Source organism: Lentzea sp. NPDC092896 (assembly GCF_044754905.1).
GTDB lineage: Bacteria > Actinomycetota > Actinomycetes > Mycobacteriales > Pseudonocardiaceae > Lentzea.
On the sequence record NZ_JBIVPX010000014.1, the window covers coordinates 1 to 26,190 of the forward strand.

The 26,190-nt window shown below is 66.9% G+C and carries 27 protein-coding genes; 14 read left to right on the top strand and 13 right to left on the bottom strand.

The window, feature by feature from the left end; all coding sequences use genetic code 11:
* Positions 1–220: 220 nt before the first annotated feature.
* Positions 221–1,693 (bottom strand): CHAD domain-containing protein, encoded by a 1,473-nt coding sequence (locus ACIQF0_RS43255; RefSeq protein WP_401040054.1) that lies wholly within the window; start codon positions 1,691–1,693, stop codon positions 221–223.
* A gap of 91 nt (positions 1,694–1,784) precedes the next feature.
* Between ACIQF0_RS43255 and ACIQF0_RS43260 the strand changes: the two genes are divergently transcribed.
* Together ACIQF0_RS43260 and ACIQF0_RS43265 are read left to right on the top strand one after the other, a co-directional pair.
* Positions 1,785–2,654, top strand: coding sequence for a hypothetical protein (locus ACIQF0_RS43260; protein WP_401040056.1), 870 nt, complete (start codon positions 1,785–1,787; stop codon positions 2,652–2,654).
* Between the two features lie 39 nt (positions 2,655–2,693).
* On the top strand, positions 2,694–3,005 hold the full coding sequence (locus tag ACIQF0_RS43265) for an ArsR/SmtB family transcription factor (protein WP_401040059.1): 312 nt from the start codon (positions 2,694–2,696) through the stop codon (positions 3,003–3,005).
* Here ACIQF0_RS43265 and ACIQF0_RS43270 read toward each other — a convergent pair.
* Complete coding sequence (locus tag ACIQF0_RS43270) at positions 2,983–4,518, bottom strand: amidohydrolase (protein WP_401040062.1); 1,536 nt, start codon at positions 4,516–4,518, stop codon at positions 2,983–2,985. The two genes, ACIQF0_RS43265 and ACIQF0_RS43270, sit on opposite strands and share 23 nt — an antisense overlap.
* Entirely contained in the window at positions 4,515–5,765 is a 1,251-nt protein-coding gene (locus ACIQF0_RS43275; protein WP_401040065.1) for a lysine N(6)-hydroxylase/L-ornithine N(5)-oxygenase family protein, read from the bottom strand. Before ACIQF0_RS43275 ends, ACIQF0_RS43270 begins: the two co-directional genes overlap by 4 nt.
* Before the next feature lie 93 nt (positions 5,766–5,858).
* Here ACIQF0_RS43275 and ACIQF0_RS43280 point away from each other — a divergent pair, with 93 nt between their 5' ends.
* Positions 5,859–6,806, top strand: a complete 948-nt coding sequence (locus ACIQF0_RS43280; protein WP_360049298.1) for a methionyl-tRNA formyltransferase — start codon at positions 5,859–5,861, stop codon at positions 6,804–6,806.
* 63 nt (positions 6,807–6,869) lie between these two features.
* Positions 6,870–7,511, top strand: a complete 642-nt coding sequence (locus tag ACIQF0_RS43285; protein ID WP_401040069.1) for an HNH endonuclease family protein — start codon at positions 6,870–6,872, stop codon at positions 7,509–7,511.
* On the opposite strand, the gene ACIQF0_RS43290 is transcribed toward ACIQF0_RS43285, so the two are convergent.
* Together ACIQF0_RS43290 and ACIQF0_RS43295 are read right to left on the bottom strand one after the other, a co-directional pair.
* Positions 7,508–7,696: a hypothetical protein gene (locus tag ACIQF0_RS43290; RefSeq protein ID WP_401040072.1), complete on the bottom strand. Its 189-nt coding sequence runs from the start codon at positions 7,694–7,696 to the stop codon at positions 7,508–7,510. The two genes, ACIQF0_RS43285 and ACIQF0_RS43290, sit on opposite strands and share 4 nt — an antisense overlap.
* A gap of 201 nt (positions 7,697–7,897) precedes the next feature.
* Positions 7,898–8,548 carry a hypothetical protein gene (locus tag ACIQF0_RS43295; protein WP_401040075.1) on the bottom strand — a complete coding sequence of 217 codons (651 nt, stop codon included), beginning with the start codon at positions 8,546–8,548 and terminating at the stop codon, positions 7,898–7,900.
* 358 nt (positions 8,549–8,906) lie between these two features.
* On the opposite strand from ACIQF0_RS43295, the gene ACIQF0_RS43300 reads away from it, so the two are divergent.
* A complete protein-coding gene (locus ACIQF0_RS43300) occupies positions 8,907–9,122 on the top strand; it encodes a hypothetical protein (protein WP_360049304.1) in 216 nt (71 codons plus the stop codon).
* Here ACIQF0_RS43300 and ACIQF0_RS43305 read toward each other — a convergent pair.
* The gene (locus ACIQF0_RS43305; protein ID WP_360049306.1) at positions 9,119–9,388 is read right to left on the bottom strand and encodes a DUF2277 domain-containing protein; all 270 of its coding nucleotides are present in this window, start codon (positions 9,386–9,388) and stop codon (positions 9,119–9,121) included. The two genes, ACIQF0_RS43300 and ACIQF0_RS43305, sit on opposite strands and share 4 nt — an antisense overlap.
* A 7-nt stretch (positions 9,389–9,395) precedes the next feature.
* Positions 9,396–9,956, bottom strand: coding sequence for a cupin domain-containing protein (locus ACIQF0_RS43310; protein ID WP_319981779.1), 561 nt, complete (start codon positions 9,954–9,956; stop codon positions 9,396–9,398).
* 50 nt (positions 9,957–10,006) lie between these two features.
* Between ACIQF0_RS43310 and ACIQF0_RS43315 the strand changes: the two genes are divergently transcribed.
* Positions 10,007–10,822: an NAD(P)/FAD-dependent oxidoreductase gene (locus ACIQF0_RS43315; RefSeq protein WP_401040080.1), complete on the top strand. Its 816-nt coding sequence runs from the start codon at positions 10,007–10,009 to the stop codon at positions 10,820–10,822.
* Here the strand turns inward: ACIQF0_RS43315 and ACIQF0_RS43320 are convergent.
* Complete coding sequence (locus ACIQF0_RS43320) at positions 10,803–12,521, bottom strand: sensor histidine kinase (protein WP_401040083.1); 1,719 nt, start codon at positions 12,519–12,521, stop codon at positions 10,803–10,805. The genes ACIQF0_RS43315 and ACIQF0_RS43320 overlap by 20 nt on opposite strands.
* Positions 12,518–13,183 carry a response regulator gene (locus ACIQF0_RS43325; RefSeq protein ID WP_401040085.1) on the bottom strand — a complete coding sequence of 222 codons (666 nt, stop codon included), beginning with the start codon at positions 13,181–13,183 and terminating at the stop codon, positions 12,518–12,520. The genes ACIQF0_RS43320 and ACIQF0_RS43325 overlap by 4 nt, the downstream gene beginning before the upstream one ends.
* An 80-nt stretch (positions 13,184–13,263) precedes the next feature.
* Here ACIQF0_RS43325 and ACIQF0_RS43330 point away from each other — a divergent pair, with 80 nt between their 5' ends.
* Together ACIQF0_RS43330 and ACIQF0_RS43335 are read left to right on the top strand one after the other, a co-directional pair.
* The gene (locus tag ACIQF0_RS43330; RefSeq protein ID WP_401040088.1) at positions 13,264–14,055 is read left to right on the top strand and encodes a DUF3152 domain-containing protein; all 792 of its coding nucleotides are present in this window, start codon (positions 13,264–13,266) and stop codon (positions 14,053–14,055) included.
* Positions 14,056–14,108: 53 nt separating this feature from the next.
* A complete protein-coding gene (locus ACIQF0_RS43335) occupies positions 14,109–15,014 on the top strand; it encodes a LysR family transcriptional regulator (RefSeq protein WP_401040091.1) in 906 nt (301 codons plus the stop codon).
* On the opposite strand, the gene ACIQF0_RS43340 is transcribed toward ACIQF0_RS43335, so the two are convergent.
* On the bottom strand, positions 14,971–15,732 hold the full coding sequence (locus ACIQF0_RS43340; RefSeq protein ID WP_401040093.1) for an AraC family transcriptional regulator: 762 nt from the start codon (positions 15,730–15,732) through the stop codon (positions 14,971–14,973). The genes ACIQF0_RS43335 and ACIQF0_RS43340 overlap by 44 nt on opposite strands.
* A gap of 89 nt (positions 15,733–15,821) precedes the next feature.
* On the opposite strand from ACIQF0_RS43340, the gene ACIQF0_RS43345 reads away from it, so the two are divergent.
* The gene (locus ACIQF0_RS43345; RefSeq protein ID WP_401040096.1) at positions 15,822–16,622 is read left to right on the top strand and encodes an NAD(P)H-binding protein; all 801 of its coding nucleotides are present in this window, start codon (positions 15,822–15,824) and stop codon (positions 16,620–16,622) included.
* On the opposite strand, the gene ACIQF0_RS43350 is transcribed toward ACIQF0_RS43345, so the two are convergent.
* From ACIQF0_RS43350 to ACIQF0_RS43360, 3 genes are read right to left on the bottom strand one after another with little or no spacing between them, the layout of a single operon-like run.
* Positions 16,598–16,981, bottom strand: coding sequence for a hypothetical protein (locus ACIQF0_RS43350; protein WP_401040098.1), 384 nt, complete (start codon positions 16,979–16,981; stop codon positions 16,598–16,600). The two genes, ACIQF0_RS43345 and ACIQF0_RS43350, sit on opposite strands and share 25 nt — an antisense overlap.
* 11 nt (positions 16,982–16,992) lie before the next feature.
* Positions 16,993–17,442 carry a very short patch repair endonuclease gene (locus tag ACIQF0_RS43355; protein ID WP_401040101.1) on the bottom strand — a complete coding sequence of 150 codons (450 nt, stop codon included), beginning with the start codon at positions 17,440–17,442 and terminating at the stop codon, positions 16,993–16,995.
* Positions 17,443–17,447: 5 nt separating this feature from the next.
* Positions 17,448–18,518 carry a DNA cytosine methyltransferase gene (locus ACIQF0_RS43360; protein WP_401040104.1) on the bottom strand — a complete coding sequence of 357 codons (1,071 nt, stop codon included), beginning with the start codon at positions 18,516–18,518 and terminating at the stop codon, positions 17,448–17,450.
* Positions 18,519–18,896: 378 nt separating this feature from the next.
* On the opposite strand from ACIQF0_RS43360, the gene ACIQF0_RS43365 reads away from it, so the two are divergent.
* The 5 genes from ACIQF0_RS43365 to ACIQF0_RS43385 are packed head-to-tail and all read left to right on the top strand — an operon-like array spanning position 18,897 to position 26,176.
* Complete coding sequence (locus ACIQF0_RS43365) at positions 18,897–21,446, top strand: Z1 domain-containing protein (protein WP_401040107.1); 2,550 nt, start codon at positions 18,897–18,899, stop codon at positions 21,444–21,446.
* Positions 21,446–22,444 (top strand): PD-(D/E)XK motif protein, encoded by a 999-nt coding sequence (locus ACIQF0_RS43370; protein ID WP_401040110.1) that lies wholly within the window; start codon positions 21,446–21,448, stop codon positions 22,442–22,444. The genes ACIQF0_RS43365 and ACIQF0_RS43370 overlap by 1 nt, the downstream gene beginning before the upstream one ends.
* Positions 22,444–24,498 carry a hypothetical protein gene (locus ACIQF0_RS43375; RefSeq protein ID WP_401040112.1) on the top strand — a complete coding sequence of 685 codons (2,055 nt, stop codon included), beginning with the start codon at positions 22,444–22,446 and terminating at the stop codon, positions 24,496–24,498. The genes ACIQF0_RS43370 and ACIQF0_RS43375 overlap by 1 nt, the downstream gene beginning before the upstream one ends.
* Complete coding sequence (locus ACIQF0_RS43380) at positions 24,495–25,391, top strand: hypothetical protein (RefSeq protein WP_401040114.1); 897 nt, start codon at positions 24,495–24,497, stop codon at positions 25,389–25,391. The genes ACIQF0_RS43375 and ACIQF0_RS43380 overlap by 4 nt, the downstream gene beginning before the upstream one ends.
* Positions 25,391–26,176: a DUF6339 family protein gene (locus ACIQF0_RS43385; protein WP_401040115.1), complete on the top strand. Its 786-nt coding sequence runs from the start codon at positions 25,391–25,393 to the stop codon at positions 26,174–26,176. The genes ACIQF0_RS43380 and ACIQF0_RS43385 overlap by 1 nt, the downstream gene beginning before the upstream one ends.
* Positions 26,177–26,190 lie beyond the last annotated feature (14 nt).

Here is a 26,190-nt window from a genome sequence, read left to right on the forward strand (position 1 = left end):
GCTGCCGGCTGTTATGAGGGTCGCGTTGGCGGTGGCCCCCGCCCCGAGCCGCACAAAGCGGGGGCCCCACGTGTGGGTGAGGTCAAGTCGACGAAAAGCGTGTCGACTTGACCTCACCCCTCAGGTGCAGCAAGAGCTGTGGCGCGACTCGTGACGGGACCCACCGCCCAGCCCGTTTGCTAAGGACGGCTCGCCTTCGGCATCGCGTTGGGTGGGGCTCCTAGAGGTGTTCCTTGCTCAGCTTGTGCCATAGGGCTGGGAGTGCTGCTTCTGTTTTGTGGGCCAGCTCTACTTCTTGGCCGTACAGGAGGCCGAAGGTGAAGCCGTTTTCGTCGCCCCTGCCCAGCTCTAGTAGGACTGGGCGTGCGACCACTGAGTCCTGGTGGTCGCCCAGGAGGGTTTGGACGTCCTTTGCTCGCTTGCGGAGGGCCTTGGCGTGCTTGCCCAGTGCGGGCTCGGCTACTTCTGCCGAGTAGCGGAGGCGTTTTGCTGCCTTGCGGGCCTCGTGCAGCGGTTCGTCGCTGTCGTTGACCTTCAGGGCTTCCTCTACGCGGACGTCCAGGCGGTGGCGGGCCTTTTCCACCAGGCGTGGGAGGACTTCCTTTGCCTTGCCTGACGCCAAGGGGGTTAGTGGCGGTGTGGTCAGCAGGGTGTCGATGGTGTTGAGGAGGGTGAAGTAGCGCTCGCTGTCTAGCGCTGCTACGGAGTCCTTGTGCGCCTTGGCTTCCAGCGGGGCGAAGTAGCGGGTCATTCGTGCCGCTACGTCGCCTAGTGCCAGTTCTGGTGGGAGGGCGTGGAGGGCGTTCTCGAAGCGCGTGCGGAGTACTTCCAGGTCCCGTGAGGTTCCCAGGACTGTGGCCAGCCACTTGAGTTCGTCGGTGAGGGTGCGGGTTTCTTCGCGGTCGACGATCTTGCCGAAGGCTTGTAGTGCTGAGCGCATTCGGCGGGTGGCCACTCGGAGTTGGTGGACTGCGTCGTCCTCGTTGCGGCGGACTCGGGGGTCCTGGTTTTGGAGCGCGGCGCGTTGGTCGTACAGGTAGGCGAGCAGGACGTCGCCTGCTGTTGGTTTTTTGCCCAGGGTGGGGCCCTGGTCTCGTTTTACGCCGATCACCTGGGAGAGCTTGGATTTTGACGAAGACGGGACTATGCCCGCGTCGCCCAGGTGGCGTTCTACGGTGTCGAGGAGTTTGCGGTCGCCGCTTTCGCCCAGCTCTACTTCGATTTCTCGCCACGAGGTGGTTGTCGTCGAGGAGCCCATGGTTTGGGCGGTGACGACGTCGTCGACCACCTCGGCGAGCATGTCGCCGGTGTTGTTGGTCAGTTGCCAGCGGCGGCGGTTGGTGCGGATTTCGGCCACTGGGGTGAGGGTTTGGCCTCTGGTGTGGGCCCGCACCAAGGAGGAGAGGTCCTTCGGGGGCTTCTTCACGGCTTTGCCCAGGGGGACTCGGAGTTCTTGCCTCGAGTCTTCGCCTGCTGGGAGTTTGAGGTGCCAGCCCTCGTCGTTGCCGCCCACGCGCCTGCGCAGGGTCACGCCGGCGCGGGCCAGGCGGTAGTCGTCGGTGTCGAAGTAGGTGGCTTCGAGGTCGAACTCTTCCGGGCCGGTCGCCACGCCGGTGATCTCTGTGAGGTCCGGCAGACTCGCGTCCGATGGTGCCTCGTACTTGCGTTCGGTCTCAGTAACGGAGGTCGCCATTTTCTATTAATACCTCGTTTTGTCCGGGTTCACCCAGTGTTGTGACGGTGCGTGAGGGTGGCTGCCACGGCCGGGCGGAACCGCTCCTCTAATGCGTGTATTCGTCGGGTACCCGCTGTTGCGCGTCCTCGGTGTCCGGTTCGCTGGTCGCGTGCCCACGGAGAAGGAACGGCTTGACGTGGTCGAGCCGCAGGTCGCCACGTTGATCAGCCATGTCGGTCAGCTGTCCGCGGAACTGGAGCGCGTGACGGCTCGGTTGACTGTGCTGGAGCGGCGGTTGTCCGGTGCCGGCGACGGGCCGCTCGTCGATCTTGACGCGGTCGCGGGGGAGATCGAGCCGCTGGTCGAGGCGTTGCGGAAGGCGTGGGACGCCGAGCAGGAGATCCTCGCTGATCCGGCGCGGGTCGACCTCAGGGCCGAGGTGCTGGAGTTCGACGGGCTCAAGGCTCGGCGGGACGAGGCCCGGTCCAAACTGGACGGTGGGCGGGTGCCGCGGTTCGAGCGGGACGCGTTGTCGCACGAGGTTCGCCAGATGGAATGGCTGATCAACGCGAACGAGGCCAGTGCGCAGCGGGCGGCCGAGCGGCTGGAGGCCGATGAGGACGCCGTGGGGGAGGAGTGGCGCACCGAGGCCGTGCTGGCCGGGGACAAGGCTCGCGGCGAGATCAAGGACGCGGCCGAGCGGCGCATCTCCGAGGCGCTCGGGCAGTACGCGCGCATGCCCGTGTGGTTCCGGGTCGGGCTTGGGGAGATTCCCACGCCGGACCCGTCGTTCTGGCTCGAGTCGGCGATCGCGGTGCTCGCGTACCGGCTGGAGTACGGCGTCACGGACGCCGTCACGCCGCTCGGTGCGCCGCCGTCCGCCGCGTCCGGCAGTGAGAACTGGGTTCGCCGCACGAACGTCTACGCGGACATCATCGACCGCCTCACGACGTTGGCCGCGACCTTCCGCCTGCAGTAGCCTGTTCTGCAACCGACGGGTTGCAGAAGGGGTGTGCTGGTGAGTCAGGTCGACGACGTGCTGGCCGCGCTCGCGGATCCGATGCGACGGCGGGTGCTCGACCTCGTGGCGGCCAAGGGGCCCGTGTCGGCGTCGACGCTCGCCGGTGAGTTGCCGGTGAGCCGTCAGGCCATCGTGAAGCACCTGGTCGTGCTGGAGAAGGCCGAGCTGGTGGCGTCCGTGCGCGTGGGCCGGGAGAACAACTTCTCCGTCCGGTCCGGCGCGCTCGACGCCACCGCCACGTGGATGTCCTCGCTCGCCTCCCAGTGGGACCAGCGACTGGCCGCGATCAAGAAGCTCGCCGAAAGCTGAACGAGCCGCCGACCATGGTGGCGAGCACCGGGATCTCCGCGATCGCGTCGCTCGTGCGCGGGTCGTCGCCGAGCACCACGAGGTCCGCGAGTTTGCCCGGCGTGAGGCTGCCCAGTGAGTCCTCTTTGTGGCACGCGTAGGCGCCGCCGAGCGTGTACGCGTGGATCGCCTCCTCGACGGTGATCGCCTCGGCCGGTCCGATCGCGCGGCCGCTGGACGACCGCCGGTGCACCATGAACTCGATGGCGCGCAACGGGGCTCCGTCCGCGACCGGGCGGTCCGAGCTCCCCGCGACGGTGATGCCGTGGTCCAGGAACGAGCGGCCGCGGTACATCCACGGTGCTCGCGTCTCACCCATGATCTCGCTGTAGTCATCGCCATACGCGTGGAGGAACGTCGGCTGGATCACGGGGACCATGCCCAGGGTCGCGATCCGGTCGAGTTGTTCGGGGCGAACGAGACCGCAGTGTTCGATGCGGTGTCTGGCGTTCGGGCGGGGGCGTTGGCGTTGCGCTTCTTGGACCGCGTCCAAGGTGAAGTCGATCGCTCGGTCGCCGATCGCGTGAATCGCGAGCTGCCAGCCGGCGTGGTGGCCGTCGATGATCGCCGCCCGCATGAACTCCTCGGACTCGGCGAGCTGGCCCGAGCTGTCGCTGCCTTGGTACGGCTCGGACAACGCGGCCGTGCGCGCCATCATGCCGCCGTCGGTCCACAGCTTCAGGGCGCCCAACGACAGCATGTCGCTGCCGAAACCGGTGTGCAGGCCCAGGTCGATCGCGCGGGGGATTCTGTCGTTCTGGTCGGCGGTGACGTCGTGCAGGACGTGGGCGGACACCATCAGCTGTACGCGGATCGGGAGCTGGGCGCGTTGGTAGGCGGCTGCTTCTACTGGGCTGCTGGCGATCAGGCCCGCGCCGATGCCCGCCTCCGCGCACATGGTGACGCCCTCGGACAGCACTTGCTGAGCGCTCGTGTGCAGTTCGGCGGTGATCTCGTCGAGTGAGTACGGCAGTCGCAACGTCCGCGCGGCCAGCTGTTCGTTCTCGGTCAGCCAGCCGTCGCTGGTGATCTCCGGGAGTTGCTTGAGCACCAAGGAGTTCACGACGCACGCGTGGCCGGACAGGTCGGCGACGTACACGGGCCTGCCGTCGCTGATCCGGTCGAGGTCCAGCGCGGTGAGCGGGCGGTCCATGATCCGGCGGTCGTAGCCGGACGCCTCGATCCAGCCCGTGCCGGATGTGGTGGTGAGGCGGTCGAGGATCTGGGCGACCGTCGTCAGGCCGGTGATGTCGGTGGTGCGGCGGCCGTTCCACGCCAGGTGCGTGTGGGCGTCGATGAAACCGGGCAGCACCACGGCGTTGCCGAGGTCGACGGTCTCGGCCGCGGGCAGGTTCTCGACCTGCTCGTCCAGCCCGGCGATGCGGCCCTGCCAGATGCCGATCGTGTGCGCGGCGGGGCGTGCCGGGTCCATCGTGATGGCCCGGCAGCCCGTCAGCTTGAGATCCAGTTTCACGCGGTCGCGAGGACCGGCACTGGGGTGTTGGTCAGCACGGACGCCAGGATCTCACCCGAGCGCACCGCGACGTTGGACAGGAGCGACGACGTGATGCCGTGCGAGTGCTCGGTGCCGCCCTGCAGGTAGACGCCGCCACGCAAGGACGTCCGCACGCGGTAGTCGCGGCCGACGACCAGACGGCCGGCCTCGTCCCGTGCGCAGGTCTCGTTCAGCGAACCGAGGACCGGCGCCGCCTCGCCGTAACCCGTCGCGAGCAGCACGAGGTCGGTGTCGAGGAACTCCTGCTCGCCGGTGACGAGTGACTGGATCACCGCACGCGCGCCGTCCGCGGACTCCTCGACCGCGACGAGCCGCGTCATCTTCATCATCTTCAGGCGCTCGGTGCCCAGCACCTTCTCCTGGTACTCGGTGCGGTAGAGCTGCGTGATCAGGTCGATGTCGACCACGGAGTAGTTGGTGTTGCGGTGGTAGTCCATCAACCGCTGCTTCACGGCGTCCGGGGCGTCGTAGTAGTGGTCGACGGCCTCGGGGTCGAAGATCCGGTTCGCGAACGAGCTGTCGTCCGCGGGGCTGTAGCCGTAGCGGGAGAACACCGAGCACACCTCGGCGCCGGGGAACTCGCGGTGCAGGTACGCCACGGCCTCCGCGGCGCTCTGCCCGGCGCCCACGACGACGCAACGCTTCGGGTTCTTCAACGAGCCGACGCGGTGGAGGAACTCGCTGTTGTGCCACACGCGGTCCGAGAGCGCGATGCCCTCGGGCACGGCCGGGCGCAGTCCGGTGGCGAAGACGAGGTTGCGGGCGTGGTACACGTCACCCGTGGCCGTTGTCACCTCGAACAGGTCGTCGTGGATCGCTTCCACGCCAACGGCTTCGGCGCCGTAGGCCACCACGTCGTCGACCTGGGCCGCGGCCCACTCGAAGTAGTCGTGGAACTCGACGCGCAGCGGGAACAGGTTCTTGTGGTTGACGAAGTCGATCAGCCGGCCGCGGTCCTGGAGGTAGCACAGGAACGAGAAACGACTGGTCGGGTTCCGCATGGTGACCAGGTCCTTGAGGAACGAGACCTGCATGGTGGCGTCGTCAAGGAGCATGCCCCGATGCCAGCCGAACGCCTGCTGGCGTTCCAGGAACACCGCGGTGACAGGGGTTTCGGCCTGCTCGTTGTGCTCGGTCAGAGCGATGGCGAGCGCCAGGTTCGAGGGACCGAACCCGATACCGACGATGTCGTAGATCGGATGCATGAGCACCGAACTTAGGGCAGCCTAAGCTATCTCCGCAAGCCGTCAGTTAGGTTAGCCTGACCGTATCGCAACCACGTGAAGGAGGACACCCCCATGAGGGTCGTCATGTTCGGGTTCCAGACCTGGGGTCATCGCACCCTGCAGGCACTTTTGGCGTCCGAGCACGAGGTCGTCCTGGTGGTGACCCACCCCAAGGGTGAGGGCGCGTACGAGAAGGTCTGGAGCGATTCGGTCGAGGAACTGGCCCGCGAGAACGGCGTCGAGGTCCTCGTCCGCGAACGCCCGGAGGACCAGGAACTGCTCGACGCGCTCAAGGCCGCCGAGCCGGACGTGATCGTCGCCTGCAACTGGCGGACCTGGATCCCGCCGCAGGTCTTCGCGCTGCCCAAGCACGGCACGTTGAACGTGCACGACTCGTTGCTGCCGAAGTACGCGGGCTTCTCGCCGTTGATCTGGGCGCTTCTCAACGACGAGAAGGAGGTCGGCGTGACGGCGCACATGATGGACGACACGCTCGACGCCGGCGACATCGTGCTGCAGCGCTCGGTTCCGGTCGGCCCGCGCGACACGACCGCGGTCCTCTTCGAGAAGACGCTGGAGCTGTTCGGCCCGATCACCGTCGACGGCCTCGCCGAGATCGCGTCCGGCCGCACGGAATTCCAGAAGCAGGACCGTTCGCAGGCCTCGTTCTTCCACAAGCGCGCCGAGGAAGACCTCCGGATCGACTTCACCTGGACCGCCGAGGAACTGGACCGGCTGGTGCGCGCGCAGTGTGCGCCGTACCCGAGCGCGTACTGCTTCCACCGCGGTCAGCGCCTCGAGATCATCGAGGCCGACGTGTCCGCCGAGGTCTACGGCGGCACTCCCGGCCGGATCTTCTACCGCGAGGGCGACGGCGTGACCATCGTCGCCGGAGCCGAGGCGAGGCGCGGCAAGAGCAAGGCGTTGCTGGTCAAGAAGGTTCGTACCGCCGATGGCACCGAGCTCAAGGCGCACGAGTACTTCAAGCACATGGGCGGTTACCTCACCTCTCGTCCGTAGTGGCGACACGCGGATCGCGGGCCGGGTGACCGGTCCGTGATCCGCATGGTCGATCATTGCCGCATGAATCGCGCGGCGGTGACGTCACTGGTGGTCTTCGTGCTGCTCGTGGCAGTGGGTTGGTACCTCACGAATCTCCAGTCGTCCCAGGAGAATCCGCCCAACACCCCCGCGCCCGTTCCGACCGGTTCGTCGGACCTCGCCGCGTTGAAGATCGCGCCCGAGGGCAAGATGGCCGGCTACAGCCGTGATCGCTTCCCGCACTGGGCCTCGCAGGGAAACTCCTGTGACACCAGGGAGATCGTGCTGCAGAAGCAGGGCGCGGACGTGAAGACCGACAAGGACTGCAAGGCGGTCTCCGGCACCTGGAACAGCGCCTACGACGGCGTGGTGATCAAGGAGGCCGGCGAGGTCGACATCGACCACACCGTGCCGCTCGCCGAAGCCTGGCGCTCCGGCGCCGACAAGTGGACCGACGACGAGCGCAAGGCGTTCGCCAACGACCTCGGCGGCATCCAGCTGCTGGCGGTGACCGCGAAGTCCAACCGTTCCAAGGGCGACCAGGACCCGGCGAAGTGGAAGCCGCCGGTCGCGACGTACGGGTGCACGTACGCGCAGCACTGGATCTCGGTGAAGATCAGCTACAAGCTGACCGTGGACCAGGCCGAGTACGACGCCCTGGCCGGGCTGCTCAAGACCTGTTAGGCAGGCCGGAAACCGGGGTTGCGAGCCGGCGTGAACTCGATGAGCCTGCTCCGGATCTTGCCGGTGAGCAGCTCGAAGAGGAACGCGGTGGCGGCCTGTCGTAGCTCTCCCGCTCGGAGAACTCGGCGTCGCGCCAGGTGATCCTCCACCGGTCCGGGTCGTCCGTGCCGGTGCGCCAACGACATGATCGAAGACACCGCTGCCGAACGCCGAAAGCAGTTCCTCGTAGTCACCGGGAAACACTGTGTTTTGAACGAGCAACCCGTACAGGCAGGTTGTGCCCAGAACACGCCGGGGTGCCTGCCCTGGCCCAGCAGCCGGCAGCGCTACCGGCTTCTGCGTCGACGTTGCGGCCCGCCCCCCCGCGGGCCGCAACTCCCTTCCCCCTAGCCGACCTGGACGGACTCGAACAGGCCGGACAGCTTCCAGTGCGTCACGTACCCCATGGCCTCGGCCGCGATCAGCACGTCGAGCTTCCCGAGGTTCGTGCGCGCCGGCATCTGGTACGCCTTGCCGCGCCGCACGTCGAGCACGAGCGGGATCGCGCCGGGCAGCGTGTCCGCGACCGTGTGCTGCAGGATCCGCAGCCCGACGTTGGCCGCCTCCCTGGTCAGCGGCAGTTCCTTGGCGTGCACGAGCACCGCGTACGTCGTGCCGTCCTTCTTGCGCAGCCCCAGGTGCGGCCGCACCTTCAAGGTCAGCTCACCGGCGCGGTAGGCGGCGCCCTCCACCGGCACCCCGGTCGCCTTGAACGACGCGAGCCAGGGCAGGAAGCCGTCGGCGATCTCCTCGAACGCCCGCGGCTGGCCCGTGCGGTTGGCGTTCATGATCGCCTTCTTGAGCTCGATCTCCGGCTCCGTCGAGTTGACCGCTCGTCGCATGGCGTCGCGGATCGGGTTGTAGAACCCGCACACCCTGGTATCGGAGGCCAGGTACATCCCCCGCTGTTCCGACACGATGTTGATGCGTCCACGCTGACCGCTCATGACGTACTCGGTGAACGACAGTGCGGTGACGCTGACGTTGTTGTCCGGCAACGTTTTCTCCCCTCGTACCGCGAGCTTCACCTGACGTTATCCGAGGGGTCTGACAAAAACGGCGCTGCTCCGAACGGCGTAGTTGTTCACTGAGCGTCGAACTGTCACCCGTGTAGGTGACACATAGAGTTGCGACCTGGATCGCAATCGGTAAACGGACGGTGACGGACCGGCAACCGATCACGGGGATGACCGTTCGTCTGCCGTTCGCCGACGCTCACCCAACGCTCACCGCATGACCGGCGGAAGTAACACTCCGTAGAAGATCAACTCAGCAGAATGGGTTCATCAGGAGGAATCACGGCGAGGGAGCACGATGGCGGTAAAGGCGGAGCGTTCACCCGATAGAGCGGGTGACGTGGAGGTTCCGCAGCCACGGCTGTCTGCGGGGTGGCTGACCCACCCCGGCACCTGGCCGCACGCGGCGCAGGTGACGGTCATCCTCGTGCTGATCGCACTGCTGCTGTGGGCCATCGCTGTCACGCTCGGCCCTGACCAGGCCTTCATCGTCGGCTCCGCGGGCGTCGCGGCCAAGCTGATCTGCATGTACCTCGACACGCGCGTCGCGCGCTAGCGTCCGTAGCGCTCCGCGGACCTGGCCTTCGCCTTGGCCGCCTCGACCTCGCGGTCCTTGGGCGGCGCGGTCGTCACCAGCGCGTCGAGCAATTCCCGCGTCGCCGCGGCTACAGCCGCGACCGCCTTGTCGTACGCGGCCTGGTTCGCCGCGGACGGTTTGGCCGCGCCGCCCACCTTCCGCACGTACTGCAGCGCGGCGGCGTGCACCTCGTCGGACGTGGCGGGCGGTTCGAAGTTGTGGAGCACCCGGATGTTTCGGCACATGCCTCCACTATGACCTGTTGGGCGGCGCCGCGCGGGTGTGGATGCGTTCCCCCTGCTTGCCGAACAGGCTGATGATCTCGGCCGGCCGCCCGTCGGCGCTGCTCAGCGCGTGCGGCTGGCGACAGTCGAACTCGGCCACCTCGCCCGCGCGCAGCACGACCTCCTTGTCGCCGATCCGCAGCCGGACCTGCCCGCTCAGCACGTAGAACCACTCGTAGCCCTCGTGCACGCGCGGTTCGTGCAGCTCGGCGTCGGAGAGGATCATCTTCCACGCCTGCAGCGGGCCGATCGACCTGGTCAGCGGGATGCCGACGCGGCCGTGGTCGAGCTCGCGCGGCTTCATCTGCACGCGCGGGTCGCCCACCTCCGGCGCGCCGACCAGGTCGTCCAGCGTCACCTGGTAGGTCCGCGACAACGGCAGCAGCAGCTCCAGCGTCGGCTTGCGCTGGTCGGTCTCCAGCCGTGACAGCGTCGACTTCGAGATGCCCGTCATCTCGGACAACGACGCCAGCGTCAGTTCGTGCTCGGCCCGCAGCGCGGCGAGCCGTTGCCCCACGGTTGTTGCCATAACAGCAACTTACTTTGCCAAAACTGGGCTGTCGACCGCACTGTTGGGTCATGACATACGAAGTGGTGATCATTGGTGGGGGAGCGGCCGGACTGAGCGCCGCTCTGATGCTGACCAGGGCGCGCCGCAGCGTGCTCGTGGTCGACGGTGCCGAACCGCGCAACGCGCCGGCCGCGCACATGCACAACTACCTCTCTCGCGACGGCCTCTCGCCGTTGGACCTCCTCAAGCACGGACGGGCCGAGGTCGAGGGCTACGGCGGAGAGATCGTCAACGACGACGTGCGCGGCGTGAGCAAGACCGACGACGGGTTCGCGGTCGAACTGGCCGAGCGCACGGTGCACGCCCAGCGTCTGCTGTTCGCGACCGGCATGATCGACGAGGTGCCCGACAACCTGCGCGAACGCTGGGGCCGCGACGTCTTCGGCTGCCCGTACTGCCACGGCTACGAGGTCCGCGACCAGAAGCTCGCGGTGTTCGGCGAGGAGATGAAGGTCAAGCTGGTCCGGCAGTGGTCGGACGACGTCACCCACGTGCCCTCGGTCGACGGCATCGAGGTCGAGGACGACCGGCTCGTCGCGGTGATCTCCGGCTCGGACCGCATCCCGGCCGACGCGCTCGTCTACTCCGCACCGGTCAAACCGCGCGACGAGTTCCTGCTCGCGTTGGGTGCGGAAACCGCGGAGACCATGGCAGGCCCGTTCGTGCGCACGGACGCCAAGGGCCGCACGAGCGTGCCCGGCGTCTACGCGGCAGGCAACGTCACGGATCCCACGGCCATCGTGATCGTCGCCGCCGCGCAGGGAGCCCAGGCGGCCGGGACGATCAACATGGACCTGCTGGGTCTCATGCCTGAGGGAGGCTGATCCGGAACGTCGAGCCCTCGCCCGGAGTGCTCGTCACCGACACCGAACCGCCGTGCGCCTCCACCAGGTGCCGCGTGATCGCGAGCCCGAGCCCGCTGCCACCCGTGCGGCGGCTGCGGGACTTGTCCGCGCGCCAGAACCTGTCGAACACGTGCGGCAAGTCACCGGGCGCTATGCCGGTGCCGGTGTCCGTGACCTCCAGGATCGCTCTATCCTGCCACTGGAACAGCTTCACGACGACCTCGCCACCCGGCGGTGTGTAGCGCACGGCGTTCGCGACGAGGTTGCCGAGTGCCTGCCGCAGCCGCACCGGATCCGCGCTGATGTGCACCGGCGTGGTCTCCGCGCGCAGCAGGATCTCGCGGTTCTGCTGCGCGTTGACGACCTGGTCCACGACGTCGTCGAGCGCGATCGGTTCGGGGTGCAGCCGCAGCGTCCCCGCGTCGGCCTGGGCGAGGTCGTGCAGGTCGTCCACGAGTCGTTGCAGCAGAAGGGATTCCTCCAGCAGCATGTCGATCAGGTGCGGGTCCGGTTCGGCCAGCCCGTCCTGCGTCGCCTCCAGCCAGCCGGTGATGTTGCCCAACGGCGTGCGCAGCTCGTGCGCGACGTCGCTGACCATGGCCTGCCGCTGCCGTTCGGTCTCGGCGAGCTTCTCGGACATGGCGTTGAACGACTTGGCCAGCTCACCGATCTCGCCCGCGCCGCCGTCCACTCGTGCGGTGCGATCGCCTTCGGCTGTGCGTTTGGTGGCTGCGGTGAGGGCGCGGATCGGCCGCACCAGCTGCGTCGCCGTGACCCACGAGGCGAAGCCGGCGATCGTGAGGATTCCCAGTGCCACCAGCGTGATCCGGGTGGCGCCGGTCGTCGACAGGTCGATCGACTGCGGCTCGGCGCCGGTCGGTGAGGTGAGGAAGAGCTGCACGGGCTCGGCGACGAACGGGCGCAACTGCTCGCGCCGTGAGCTGTCCATGCACCCCACCACCTCCGGTGACGCGTCCTGGACGGTCGTGATCTCCCAGTCGAACGTCGCCGGGCCCGGTTTCTTGCCTCGCGTGCTCGACGCCGTCACCGGGTCGAGCCGGGCCAGGCATTCCGTGAACAGGGCCTGGAGCTGGCCGTACGCGGCCTTCTCCGTCACCGTGAGCGTGTAGAGCCGGTCGCCGACCTGGCAGTCGTCCCAGATCGAGAGCCGACCGGGTTCGTCGTTGGACAGGCGCGGCCGGCCGTTGGGCGCGTCCACGACCTTGACGTAGGTGTTGCACCTCTCCAACTGGTCGGCGTAGGCGTGCAGCGTGCGGAACTCCTCGTCGGTGAGCTTGAACGGACCGACCGCCCGCGGGTCGATCCTTCCGTTGACGTTCAACGGATCCACCAAAGCCCGTGGCGTGATGGGCAGCTGGGGTGCGTTCTGGTCGCCGGTGTCGAACAGCTTCTTGCCGTTGCGATCGGTCAGTGCCACTCGGCGGCCGTACTTCCGCGCGATCTCGTCCACTGTGGACTTCGCATCCGCCCAGTTCTTGTGCTTGGCCGCGTAACCCACGAGCTCGTCGACGATCTGGGCGTCCGTTTCGAGCGCCTCGCCCTGTTCCTGCCGGATCGCGCCGGTCGTCGCCTGGCTCGCGAGCCACGCCGTGACCGCGATCGAGCAGGCCGCGATCACCAGCGAGAACAGGAAGAACCGGACTAGGAGGCTTTTCATACGAGCTTGTATCCGATGCCGTAGACGGTGAGAAGTCGTTCCGGCCGGCGCGAGTCGTGCTCGATCTTGCGGCGCAGCTTCATCATGTGCACGTCGACCGTGCGTGCGGTGATGAACCCGTCCTCCAGCAACTGTTCGCGCGTGAACACCCGTTGCGGCTGCGCGGCCATCTTCGCGAGCAACCGGAACTCGGCGGGCGTGAGGCTCACCAGTTCGTCCTTGATGCGCACCTCGTGCCGGATCGGGTCGACGGTCAGATCGCCGACCTTGAGCACCGTGGCGCTCGTCTCGCGCGCACGGCCGGTGCGCCGCAGGATCGTCCGCACCCGCGCGACCATCTGCCGTGGCCGGAACGGTTTGGTGATGTAGTCGTCCGCGCCCAGGTCGAACCCGAGCAGCACGTCGTCCTCAGTGGAGCGCGCGGTGAGCAGCACGATCGGCACGTCCGACTCGGTCCGGATCGCGCGCATCACGTCGATGCCGTCGACCAGCGGCATCATCACGTCCAGCACCAGCAGATCGGGGTTGCGGCGCCGCGTCTCGTCGATCGCCGCCCGTCCGTCGTGGACGACCACCACGGAATGCCCGTCGTGCTCGAGGTACCGGCGGACGAGTTCAGCCTGGTGAACGTTGTCCTCGGCGACGAGAATGTGGGCACACACAGTGCGAAGTATGCAGGCCTTCACGACAGTCAAGCGGGACGTAAACAGGTTCTTCATCAGTTCCGGCGAGCGTTGCCGCCATGAAGGTGCACCTGGCTCTGGCGGCGGTCGCGCTGACCGCGATCATGCTGACGACGACGCAGCTGGCAGGAGAGACGTCCCCCGCGGCCGCTCCCACCACGCCGTCGAGCGCCACGCCCGTCGAGGTCGCGCCCTCGCCCGCCTCGCCTCCGCCACCACCACCCCGCGTCTACGCGTCCAGTTCGGACCTGCCGGACGGCCCCGAGTTCCCGGTGTCGGGCGCGGGCACGTTCCACGTCGTTCCGGGAAACGGACCGGTCGTCGGCACGGGTCCGTTGCGCACCTACGCCGTGGAGATCGAGGACGGCATCACCGTCGACGAACAGGCCTTCGCGGCGTTCGTGGACGCCACTCTCGGCGACCCGCGTGGCTGGACGGCTCGTGGCGCGCGTTCGGTGCAGCGCGTCTCCGGTGCCGCGTCGGTCCGTGTCCGGCTCACGTCCCAGCAGACCGCACGGGGCGTGTGCGGCTTCGAGATCCCGGTCGACGTCTCGTGCCGTGACGGCAACTTCGTGTTCCTCAGCGCTGCCCGTTGGATCCGCGGCGCTGTCGCGTTCCTGCCGGACCTGACCGCCTACCGCACGTACATGGTCAACCACGAGGTCGGGCACGCGTTCGGGCAGGGCCACCAGCCGTGCGGCGTCGCGGGCGGCCCGGCGCCGGTGATGATGCAGCAGACGTTCAGCGTGTCCAACGACGAGATCGTCCGCATCACCAACGGGGTGTCCCAGGGCACGTTCATCCCGCAGGACGGCAAGGTGTGCACGCCGAACGGGTGGCCATATCCGTGAAGGTTCCCGGTGTGCTCACTTGTGGTTGATGTCGGTCTCCATAACCTGACCGCATGGACGTGGACACGAGGCTGCTGAGATATTTCGCTGCCATCGCCGAGGAGGGCAACCTCACGCGCGCGGCGCACCGTCTCTTCGTGTCACAACCATCGCTGACCAAGCAACTCAAGCACCTGGAATCGCAACTGGGCGTGCGGCTGTTCACGCGGTCCAGCACCGGCATGAAGCTGACCGACGCCGGCCACGCCCTCGCCGCGCGCGTGCCGCCGGTGCTCGCGGGCTGGGACGCGGCGGTGAGCGGTACCCGAAGTGCCGCCCGCGTCCTGCGCGTCGGTTTCCTGGCCAGCGCCGCGAACGACGCGACGCAGGACATCGTCGCCGCGTTCGGCAGGCTGCACCCCGGCTGGCGGGTAGACCTGAGGCAGGCGCCGTGGTCGGATCCGTCGGCGGGCCTCGCGGCGGCGGAGGTGCCGGTCGCGTTGCTGCGCCTGCCCTTTCCCGGCGACGAGACGTTCTGCGTGCGGACGTTGTTCAGCGAATCCCGTTGCGTGGCACTGCCTTCCGCGCATCCGCTGGCCAGGCGCGCGTCGATCCCGTTCCGCGAGCTGTGGGACGACCCGGTCATCGTCGCCCCGTCGCTGAAGGGGACCTGGCGCGAGCACTGGCTGGCGTTGTCCGAAAGGGACGGTCGCGAGGTCCGCGTCGGCGCCGTGACGGAGCACCCCGACGAGTTCCTCGGCGCGATCGCCGGCGGCTACGGCATTGCGCTCGTTCCGGCGTCCACGCCTCACTTCTACGCACGCCCGGACGTCGTCTACGTGCCGGTGACGGGCGTGAGTCCCAGCGACGTGGCCGTGGCATGGCTGCCGGACGCCGGTGAAGCCGCCGCCGACTTCGTCCAGTGCTGCCTCGACGTCACGCGCTCTCGGCGCACCGGGTGCGACAGGCGCTCGGGCTGAAGCCGTGCACCCGTTTGAACGCGGCGCTGAACCCGAACGCGTCCGCGTACCCGACCTTGCGCGCCACCGAGGCCACCGTCGCCGCCGACTCGGCCAGCAGGTCAGCCGCCAGGGCCATGCGCCACTCCGTGAGGTACGTCAGCGGCGGCGCCCCGACCAGCTTCGCGAACCTGCCGGCCAGCGTCGTCCGCGCCACCCCGGCCTCCTTGGCCAGGAGGGCCAGCGTCCACGCCCGTTGAGGCTCCGCGTGCATCGCCTTGAGAACCGGCCCGACCACAGCGTCCGCCTGAGCGCCCAGCCACCCGTCGCCGTGCTCGCGGTCGAACCACTCCTTGAGCGCGCACACCATCAACCAGTCGAGCAACCGATCCGCCACGACACTCGGCCCATCGGTGCCGATACCGGCGTAGAACTCCGCGCACCCGTCCTCGCCCGGCGCCACCAACGCGTCCGGCAACACCGACGTGAGCCGCCGCGCCACGGCCGTGCTGACCTCGTACGTCCCGCTCACCACCGACGCACGCCCTTGCGCCGCAACGGACTCCTGCACCACGAGGATGTCCCCGGCCTTCGCCGTCTGCCCGCGCACGCTGATCTCCCCAGACGCCACCGCGTACAACGTGAGCCCCGGCAACACCCGCGTTCCGTCGATCTCGGTCCGGCGCACCCCAGCGCCATCCGCGCGCACCCCGCGCAGCAGTTCGTCGAACGGCTCCATGCCTCCCACGATACGGCCCGAACGATCGAACATCGTCGATGAACTCTCACCCATGCCCTCTGCTTAGACGACCGGGTTGGCTTCATGCCATGACAGAGATCCTGGTCCTGGGCGCAACCGGCAAGACGGGCCGCCGAGTGGTCCGCACCCTCGAAGCCGCCGGTCTGACCCCTCGCAAAGCCTCCCGCGCCACCGGTTTCGACTGGAACGACCAGTCGACCTGGAAGCCGTTCCTGCACGGCACCACCGCCATCTACCTGATCGCCCCGGAAGACCCGTCCCTGGCAGCCTCGTTCGTCGAGCAGGCAGCGGCCTCCGGCGTCCACCGCCTGGTCCTGCTCTCCGGCCGAGGCCTCGACAAGACCCCGCCGGACGTCTTCCAGAGCATGCACGCGGCCGAGAAGGCCGTCCGCGAGAGCGACCTGGCCTGGACCGTCCTGCGAGCCAACAACTTCAACCAGAACTTCTCCGAGCAGATCTGGCAACCGGAGATCGAGGCAGGCCGCCTCTCCCTGCCCGTCGACGACACCCCGGAACCGTTCGTGGACGTCCAGGACATCGCAGAGGTAGCCGCCCTGGCCCTGACCACCGACGACCACCAGGCCAAGACCTACGACCTCACCGGCCCGGAAACGATCACCTTCGCCACCGCGGTGGCCAAGATCGCCGCAGCCACCAACCGCCACATCGAACTGGTGAACCTCACCCCAGCCGAATACCGCGAAGCCCTGCTAGCCCAAGGAGCCCCAGAAGAGGTCGCCACCGAGCTGAACGGCATGTTCGAGACCATGCGCGCCGGCCACCTGGCCACCCCGACCGACGACGTGGCCCGCCTCCTGAACCGCCCGGCCACCAGCTTCGACGCCTACGTCTCCGAAACCTGGCGCTGACGAGGCAACAACAGGTGCACGGCAAACCCGGCAGCCGTGGCCAGCACCGCCTGGTAGGCGACCGACACCTGGAACCCACCCCCGACGACGAACGCCGAGTCCAGCCCGGTCGTCCACCAGCCGGCCAGCTCACCGAGCCCCAGCACGTGCCACCCGAAGAACCCGGCACACCACCCGGCCACCACCCAGGCCGCCTGCCCACCCCGCCGCACGAACAGAAACGCCGACACCGCGGCCACGGCGTTGAAGGCGAGGGCGATGCCGGTCAGCGTCGCGTCGGCACCCCACACGAGGGTCGCCAGCGTCTGCAGGAGCAGCACGACGACCACCAGTCCGATGCCCAACCGAGTCTTGTCCACGCCCCGATTATTCAGGGGCCACTCGAAGGCATGCTCTGCTCATACGAGCCCACGAGCGCCGATATGTGTTCCACCGCGGTGCCGGGGTCCTGGTGTTCCCAGATGCGGACCGGCAACCAGCCGGCGTCGCGCAGCAGTTGATCTGTCTCCCGGTCGCGCTCGCGATTCCGGCGGACCTTCTCGGCCCAGTAGCTCGCGTTGGTCGCGGCGACGGTGTGGTGCTCTTCGCAGCCGTGCCAGAAGCAGCCGTCGACGAACACGGCAACCTTGAGGCGCGTGAACACGATGTCCGCCGTGCGCCGAACCCCCGGCAGCGGTCGGTAGGAGACGCGATAGCGCAGGCCGCGTGCGTGCAGCAGCTTGCGGATCGCCAACTCCGGCTTGGTGTCGCGGCCCTTGTTGCTCTGCATGCTGCGGCGGACGCCCGCGTTCGCCGCCTTCGTCGGACGTTCGATGGTCATGTCGGTCACTCGGCCGGTCGGTCGGCCAAACCGTTCGCGATGTGCCTTGCCAGGTACTGGGCCAACTGCACAGGTACCGCGTTGCCGATCTGGCGCGCGATCTCGAGCTTGGGGCCGCACCACTCGAAGGTGTCAGGGAAGCCCTGCAGTCTGGCGGCCTCGTGGTGGGTCAGCGCGCGGTTCTCGGACGGGTGGATGTAGCGGCCCTTCTCGGGCTTGAAGAACTCGGTCCGGATCGTGACCGACGGCTTGTCCCATCGCAGCCGTCCCATCACATCGCCTGACCCGGTCGTGTGCTTGATCCAGCACGGGGCCTTCAGGTGGTCGGGGAGGTCGAACCGGTTCCCGCCTTCCGGGATCGCTTCGAACCGGTCCTTCGACAACTGTTGGTAGTTCCGAGTGATGTGCAGCTCGCTCGCCGTGTACTTGCCGGGGACCACGCGGCCGAAGACCTCGTACTGGCGTCCGGACGGCAGGTCGACCCGCGACTCGGGTACCGCTTGATCGAGGTCGCTGATGGCGTCTTTGACCGTTGGCCACAGCTCAGGCGCGGTTTGTTCGTTCGGGAGCTGGATCTGCTCGATGTCGCGGTGCGTCCCGATCACGATCGCCCTGCGGCGGTGCTGGAACGAGTTGTAGTCGGTGGCCCGGAGGATGCCGAAGTCGATGCGGTAGTCGCTCAGTGCGCCATCGCGCTGGGTCAGCCTGCGCAGCGCCGCGAACTGCTTCGTCTTCAGGAACTGGTCGACGTTCTCGAGGAGGAAGGCCTTCGGCCTCACCTTGAGCAGCGTGTCGACGTAGCGTTCCCACAGGTCGTTGCGCTCGTCGTCCTCACGCTTGGCGCCGAGGTTGGAGAAGCCCTGGCACGGCGGACCCCCCACGACGACGTCGGCCTCGGGCAGATCGCCCTTCACCCATTCCGCGATGTCGCCCTGGTAGATGTGGTCCTCGCCGAAGTTGGCCGCATACGTCGCCGCGGCGTAGAGGTCCTTCTCGACAGCGGCGACCGGGGTGAAGCGTTCCGACTCGCGGAACCCCTCGGACAGACCACCACACCCCGCGAACAGATCGATCACCTTGAGCGGTGGTGTCTTCGCTCTGGCTCTGGACCGATCGGACATCGAGCTCCAACTCTGCGTAGCCGGTGAGGTCACTGCGACCCGGGGCGGTTCGACCAGCCGATCGAACCTGTGTTCACATGCTAGCCGGCCAAGGGGTGTTGCTTCTACCATGCCTCGCCGGCGTGGCGCGAGATCGCGGACGGTGTCCACTCGTACTCCATATGAGGACAGTTCCGCCGGATGGTGGCGATTCGAGTAACGAATGGGTCGGCTTGTGCGATCGTAAGTGTTACTTGGCAGACGAGAGGTCTGGAGCGTATTCGCTCAAAAGCATCTCCGGAAACGCGTTCTGCCCGCACTGGTGGAGGATCTGTGTCGTCCAAGGTCGATCAGGTGTACGACGTCTTCTTGGATTTGCTCGAGTCCGGGACGCCGGACGAGGCGATCAAAAAGATGGAGATCCTGAGCGTTGGTCAAGACTTGTTGCAGCAGGTCAGGGATCGTCACGAGCAGGACACGATCAAGATCAAGGAGCGTGAGGAGCCGAGGTCGGTCGTCCTCGGCAATCGCTTCACCTGGTACACCGGGCCCCGTCCCAAGGACAAGTGCTGGCCTGCCATCAAGGGCCTGCTGGCCAAAGACGGGTGGTCCGACTCGTCGATCGAGAATCTCGACGCGGCGTCGACCAAGGTCGTGTCGATGCTCAGTCATCCGAAGGAAAAGACGTTCTCCACTCGCGGGTTGGTCGTCGGATACGTTCAATCAGGTAAAACCACCAACTTTACCGCTGTCATGGCCAAAGCCGCGGACCGCGGATACAAGTTGTTCATCGTGCTGGCGGGTATCCACAACGGTTTGCGCAGGCAGACGCAGTTGCGGTTGGAGCAGCAGTTGGTCACGCCCAACCCGTCGGGTTGGATGCAGCTCACCGACCCGGACAAGGACTTCTCCCCGCCCGCGAACGCCACCGCGTACTTCGCCACGGCCAACAAGCAGCATGTCCTGTGCGTCATCAAGAAGAACCGGGCCGTGTTGGAGAAGTTCGACCAGTGGCTCGCCTCCGCGAAGGAACACCTGCGCGACAGTCCCGCGCTGATCATCGACGACGAGGCGGACCAGGCCACCGTCGCGACGGGCACGATCAACCCGTTGATCTGTCGGATCCTCAACCGGCTGCCGAAGTCCGCGTACGTCGGCTACACGGCCACTCCGTTCGCGAACCTCCTGATCGATCCGTCGGTGCCCGAAGACCTCTACCCCAAGGACTTCATCGTCAACCTCCCCCAACCGGAGGGGCACTTCGGGACCGAGGTGCTGTTCGGTCGGGACACGTTGGACGGAGATGACCCCGAAGACGTCTTCGACGGGCACGACATGATCCGCGACGTGCCCGATGACGAGGTGCACCTCGTTCGGCCAGCCTCGAAGACGGACGTCGACGGTTTCATGCCCACGATCTCCGGAAGTCTTCGTCAGGCGATTCTGTACTTCTGGCTCACCACGGCGGCTCGGCGTGTGCGCGGCACCGGCAAGGCCCACTGCACCATGCTGATCCACACGAGTGTGAACACCTCGGTGCACAACAGCTTCGGTCCGCCGCTTCGAGCGCTGCGGGAGAAGTGCCTGCAGGCCGTCGAAGCAGGTGATCGTGATCTGCTCGACGAGTTCCGCGAGATCTGGGAGAAGGAGACCGGAAGGGTCGACGCCGCGGATTTCGGTGAGCGCACGCTGGAGTTCAGCGAACTCGAGCCGATGCTGGCCGAGGCGATCCTGTCCTGTCGGATCGTCATGGACAACTCGAGCAGCAAGGACAGGCTCGACTACGAAGGTGGACCGGTCACCGCCATCGCGGTCGGCGGGAACACGTTGTCCCGTGGCCTCACTCTCGAAGGCCTCGCGGTGAGCTACTTCGTGCGGGCCGTCTCGGCATACGACACGCTGCTGCAGATGGGACGTTGGTTCGGATACCGCAACGGCTACGCGGATCTGCCCCGGATCTGGATGACCGTCGAGCTTCGCGACTGGTTCCGCCACCTCGCCACGGTGGAGAACGAGATGCGGCGTGACGTCGACGTCTACATGGTCGAGGACAAGACACCGCTGCAGTTCGCTGTGCGGCTCAGGACCCATCCAAAGCTGAGGGTCACCGCGGCGGCGAAGATGAAGGACGCGGTCAAGGCCGAGTTCGCCTACGGGGGGCAGCGCGTCCAGACCAGGTACTTCAAGACGGACACCAAGTGGTTGTTGAACAACCAGCAGGCTGCCAGAAGTCTCATCGCGGGCTCGATCGCCGACGGGGCGCTCCAGGATCCCGATGTGCCCGCTGGACGGTTCCTGTTCCGCGATGTCGATCATGAGCGGATTCTGGACTTCCTGGAGACCTACGAGTTCCACGAGAGGTCTCAGGAATGCGACGCGGGCTTGATCTCCGCCTACATCAAGAAGCGGGTGACCGCGGCCGCGGCCTTGCGTCGGTGGAACGTCGCGATCGTCGGTAACCCGTTGGGCAGGCCGGACACCAGGTCGTTCGAGTTCGCGTCCGGTGTCGAGACCGGGCAGAACACCCGCGCTCGGCTGCCGGGAGCCGTCACCGACGGAACCGTCGACATCAAGACCTTGATGAGCCGCAGGGACGCGGCCATCGACCTGCGGACGCCCAAGAGCAAGAGCGGCCTGAGCGAGGGAGAGATCGAGGCACTGCGTCGTTCCCAGCTGCCGTCGACCGGGCTTCTCGTTCTCTACGCGATCGACAAGAACTCCGAACCTCAGAAGACGCATCGTGATCCGCTTGGCCTGGAAGAGGACGCCATCGGCGTCGGGTTGGTGTTCCCCAAGCCGAGCGGTCAGGACAACGCCGTCAAGTGGACGTACGTCAGCGCGGACCTGTCAAAGGTCGACATTGAGGAGGAAGACCTCACCAGCCTGTACGAAGAGGAGAGGTGATGGCCGACCATCTCCGAAGCCTGTTGGACGAGCACTGGAACAAGCTCGAACAAGAGGTGGCCTCCGCCCCGAACAGGCTTCGGACGTCCCGACTTCCGTCCGTTTCGGACAGCGGGAGTCTCTGCGCGGCCGTGGATCATGAAGGACTCCGCCATCTGCTCGTGCCGTTGTCCTCGACGCAACATGTGCGGACGAGCGGAGACGGATCGGCACTGCGCCTGAGGGAACGACCTCTCGAAGACGAGGCGTCGTACGTTCGGTACGCCGATTTGTGTTGTGCGCGAACCGATCTCAACGACGTGTTCACGAGTCTGTGCGTGGACGTGCTTCAGACCGTTGAGACGAAGCCGGACCGACCGTTGAAGGCGCTGTACTCGGTGCTCAACCGGTGGCGGTCCTTGTTTCAGAAGTCGTCCTCGGAGCTCGGGCCCGAACAACTCGCCGGATTGTTCGGCGAGCTCCTCGTGCTCAAGAGGCTGTTGGAGTCGTGGCCGACCGCCACCGACTGGTGGTTCGGACCTAGTGGCGCTCGGCACGACTTCCTCGCGGACGGGCATGCCATCGAGGTCAAGTCGTCGCTGGCTCTGGAGGAGCGCAGATTTCGCGTCCACGGTGCCGCGCAGCTGGAGGTCCCCGAGGGAGGCGACCTCGATCTCGTGTGGTTCAGGCTTTCCCGGTCGCAGGGGCAGGGCATGGGACTGTCGGATCTGCTCGACCAGATTCGGCGTCTCGCCGACGACGAGAGCGGTTTCTTCGCCAAGTTGGCGATGGTGGGCTATCGGCCGGCGGACGCGGACCTCTACCGGGATGTTCGGTTCACCGTTCACGAGGAGCGGTGGTACGAGATCGACGACTCGTTCCCGCGCGTTCGCTCCGAGGCGATTCCCGAGTCCGTCAGAGACGTCCACTACACCATTGACCTGGACACCGTCGCGACGCAGCCGTTGGACAAGTCGCAGATCGATGATCGCCTGGCCGAGATCCTTCGGGGGAATTGATGAACAACGCCGCGTGGTACTCGCAGCCCTTCCCGCCCGATGGCGCGAGTGCCGCCGAAGGGATCCGCAACCAGCTCGGTCGTCCGGAGCTGGACCTCTTGACGGTTCTGGTGCGGGAGTCCGCTCAGAACAGTTGGGACGCAAGGATTCCTGGGCACACGGTCGACTACCGGATCGACTACCAGACGGTCGGCGCCGCACACGCCCCCGTCTGGCGTGAGGAACTCCTGCGGGACGCGCCTCAGACCGAACATCTGCCGCTCAGAGCGTCTTTGTCGGCGTCGACGATCGACATCCTGACGATCTCGGACCGGGGCACCAGCGGGTTGGGAGGACCGACCCGTGCGGACAGCGCGGTCACCCAGGACCACGACTTCGTCTCCTTCGTGCGCAACATCGGCGAGCCGCGGGACACCGCCCTCGGAGGTGGCACCTACGGCTTCGGCAAGGGCATCTTCTACCTGATCGCGAAATCCGGATCTGTGCTTGTGCACACCCGGTGTCGCGTCGAGGGCGGCTTCGAAACCCGGCTCATCGGGTGCGCTCTCTGGCAGAGCCACGTCAAGGGCAAGGGCCCCAAGGCGACGCGCTACACCGGGCGTCATTGGTGGGGGAACAGGGAGGCCGATGTCGTCGAGCCGCTGACCGGCCCGGACGCGGAGATGATGGCCTACAGGCTCGGTCTGCGCGCCTTTGAGGCAGGCGAGACCGGGACCAGCATCGTGGTGATCGACCCCGAACTCGGTGACCGCGAACCGCACGAGGCGACGAACTACCTGGCCGACGCCATCCTATGGAATCTGTGGCCGAAGATGCTGTCCCACGCGGACGGGCGGCCACCGATGACGTTCTCCGTGCGGCATCAGGGTTCTGAGGTCACCGTCCCGGACCCCAGGGAAACCCGACCGATCGACCTCTTCGTCGAGGCCTACGAGAACATGTGCTCGGCGGAGAAGGGCCAGGTGCTCGAGTCGTTCAATCCGAGGCGCGTGCTCGGCAGACTCGGGCTGGAGAAGCGGCCCGCACTGCCGTTGGAACCCACACCGGCCGCCACCGGGATGGGCATCGAAAAGACCGTTCACCACGTCTGTCTGATGCGAACCGCTGAACTCGTCGTCACCTACCACCAAGGTCCGAAACCGGCCGCGGAGTACCTGTCTTATGCCGGTGTGTTCCGTGTGACCGAGGAGATGGACGCGACGTTCGCCTTGTCTGAGCCGCCCACACACGACGCCTGGGCGTGGCAATCGTTGGAGGGCCGCGACAAAACCTTCGTGAGGGTCGCCTTCACACGTTTGAAGGAGAAGCTCGACGCACTCGTCGCGATCAACGACAAGGTCAAGTCGCCTGGCGCGGAGGTGCCACTAGGTGCTGCGAGCAGGGAGTTCTCCAGCCTGGTGACCGGATCATGGGGCATCGGTGGAGGCGTCCGGTTCGGGAAGCCGAAGGCGAACCCGATGGCTCCGGCCGAGGACGAGGACGTCGAGTGGGAAACGGAAGCGCGCGATGTGTTCGTTGCCGAATCTCTCTCGCCGGCCTCGAACCCTGTGCCTGACGCGCCTGTTCGGGACGGCGACCGGCAGCCTGGCGGCCATGAGGTCCCTGACGATCGAACCGGGCCTTTGCCGGACGTGTCGGCGCAGGAAGCACGGACCGGCTGGGAATCCCTGGCAGGCACGCTCCCTGCCGCACCTCGACCACAGCCGCCGGCAGTGCGTCCGAAGGTGCAGTACGTCGCTGAGCCCTACTACGAGAGCCGTGACGGACACGTGGTCCTGGTGCAGGAGTTCCGTTTGCCAGTGCCCGGCACGCAGCAGGTCTCGCCCCAGCTGTCGATCCTGTTGCCGGGCAACGGTGTGCGGGAGACGGATCCGCCCATCGGCGCGGCTCGACCGGAGTTCTTCGGCTGGGAGAGCGAACGGGGACTGCTCGATCGCACGAACGAGATCGTCGTCTCCGGAGGCCCGGACATCTGGCGGCTGCTGGTCGTTCCCGCGCCTGACACGGTGACGGAGATCGGCATCGCGGTGAGGCGTGCGGAGGTGGCGAGGTGAGTCGCAGGGCACTTCCGTACCGCACACCGGGCGATGAGGCGGTCAAAGCACAGCAGTGGGTCCTCGTCATCGACGACGAGGGCGTCGATCTGCCGGAGGCCTTGCCGGACTGGGATTACCAGATGAGCCTCCGTCTCAGGAATGAGGTTCACGTCGACCTGGACGCCGTGTACTCGTCGACTGGGCTGTCACCGGACGCCCGGCTTTCGCTCGTGGTCGTGTGGACGGCGACAGGATCAGGTCTGCGCGGGACGGCCCAGAGGGTCTCCTTGTCCGGAGGAGGAGCGCACAACGTCGTACTGGACATCGAACTGTCCGGTACGCAGTTGGGAGGCGTGCTCACGCTCGACACGCAGCTGGTCCTCGCAGAAGCGCAGGAGACGGGCGCGATCGCGGCTCCACGCCGTGGCGGCTCGGTGCTGTGGACGAACAAGCGCACTCTGCACCTCCAGGGCGACGCACCGCAGTTCCCCATCGCCGTGGTCGACTTCGCGCCCACGCCGCTCCCCACCGATGCCGCGTGGCACGTGCAGCTCAGCGAAGAGCTGAACACCGCCACGATGGGTGCCTTGCTCCTGCTCGTCAACGAACAGAAGAAGGCGGTGGTGGCCGCCTTCCAGAACGCGGCGTCACCGAGGGCGATCGACAAGGTGTACCTGTCCGCGGCGTATGCCGACATCGCCAGAACCATGATCGAGCACGCGTTGGCGGACCCGGACTTCAGCGACGAGAGCGACTACGCGGAGGACAGCCTGGGCGCGACGCTGCAGAACCTGCTGTCCAATCTCTTCCCCAACACGTCGGTTCAGCATCTTCGCCGCCGACGTGACCAGGCCCCGAGCCTCTTCGCGTCCGAGATCCAGGCCGCCGTGAGCATCTTCGAGGAGGCGTGATGAGCCGCCTGTACCCCCGCCTCCTGCCTTGGCACGCCAAGGCCCTCTACAACGAGTACCGCGATCTGGAGTTGCCCGAACTCACCGGTCGCCATGACACGACCCATCTCTCCGCCGTGTTCGTGGCGACAGGTGGGGACCGCATCGGCTCAGCAGACCTCACCGCATTGCGCGCCAAGGTGGTCGGACTGGCCACGGAGGCGGGTTATCCAGGTGAGACCGATCAGTCCGCCCGAGCCAGGTTCGATCTGGCACTGGCGGAGATGTTGCACAGCGAGATGGGACTGGTACCGGCAGAGGCGGCAGCCGGAGACGTCTGGGCGTTCCTCTCCCTCGTGCTCCTCCCCGATGTCGCCTACTGGCGGTATCCGACCCCGAAACCTGACCGCGTACTGGCATCCGACATCACCCGTCACGTGTTCGGCCGGCTGTGGTGGCGGGCGCACCTCGTCCACGACCCGAGCGAGCAGGAGCCCTACGCGGCGCTGACGATCCTGGGAGAAGCCGCGTTCGACCAGATCTACGCCCGCCGCAAAGCGCTGGGTGGGAGCCCGTACCTGGTCAAGGCGATCCTGCGGGTGTGGGGCGGGCTGGAGCGCAGCGGCGTGAACGATCGTGAGGTTCTTCGCGACTTCCTGAAGAGACTGCTCAGGCTCGCGCCGTTCATGTGCTTCGAGGCGTTGGAGGACAGCCGGCTGGACGCGGAGTTGATGCGAGGCGCGCACGAGAGCGTCAAAGCCATGCGCGAGAAGAAGCTGCGAGAACACGAGGTGGCGGGGGTCTAGACGCGGAGAGGGTC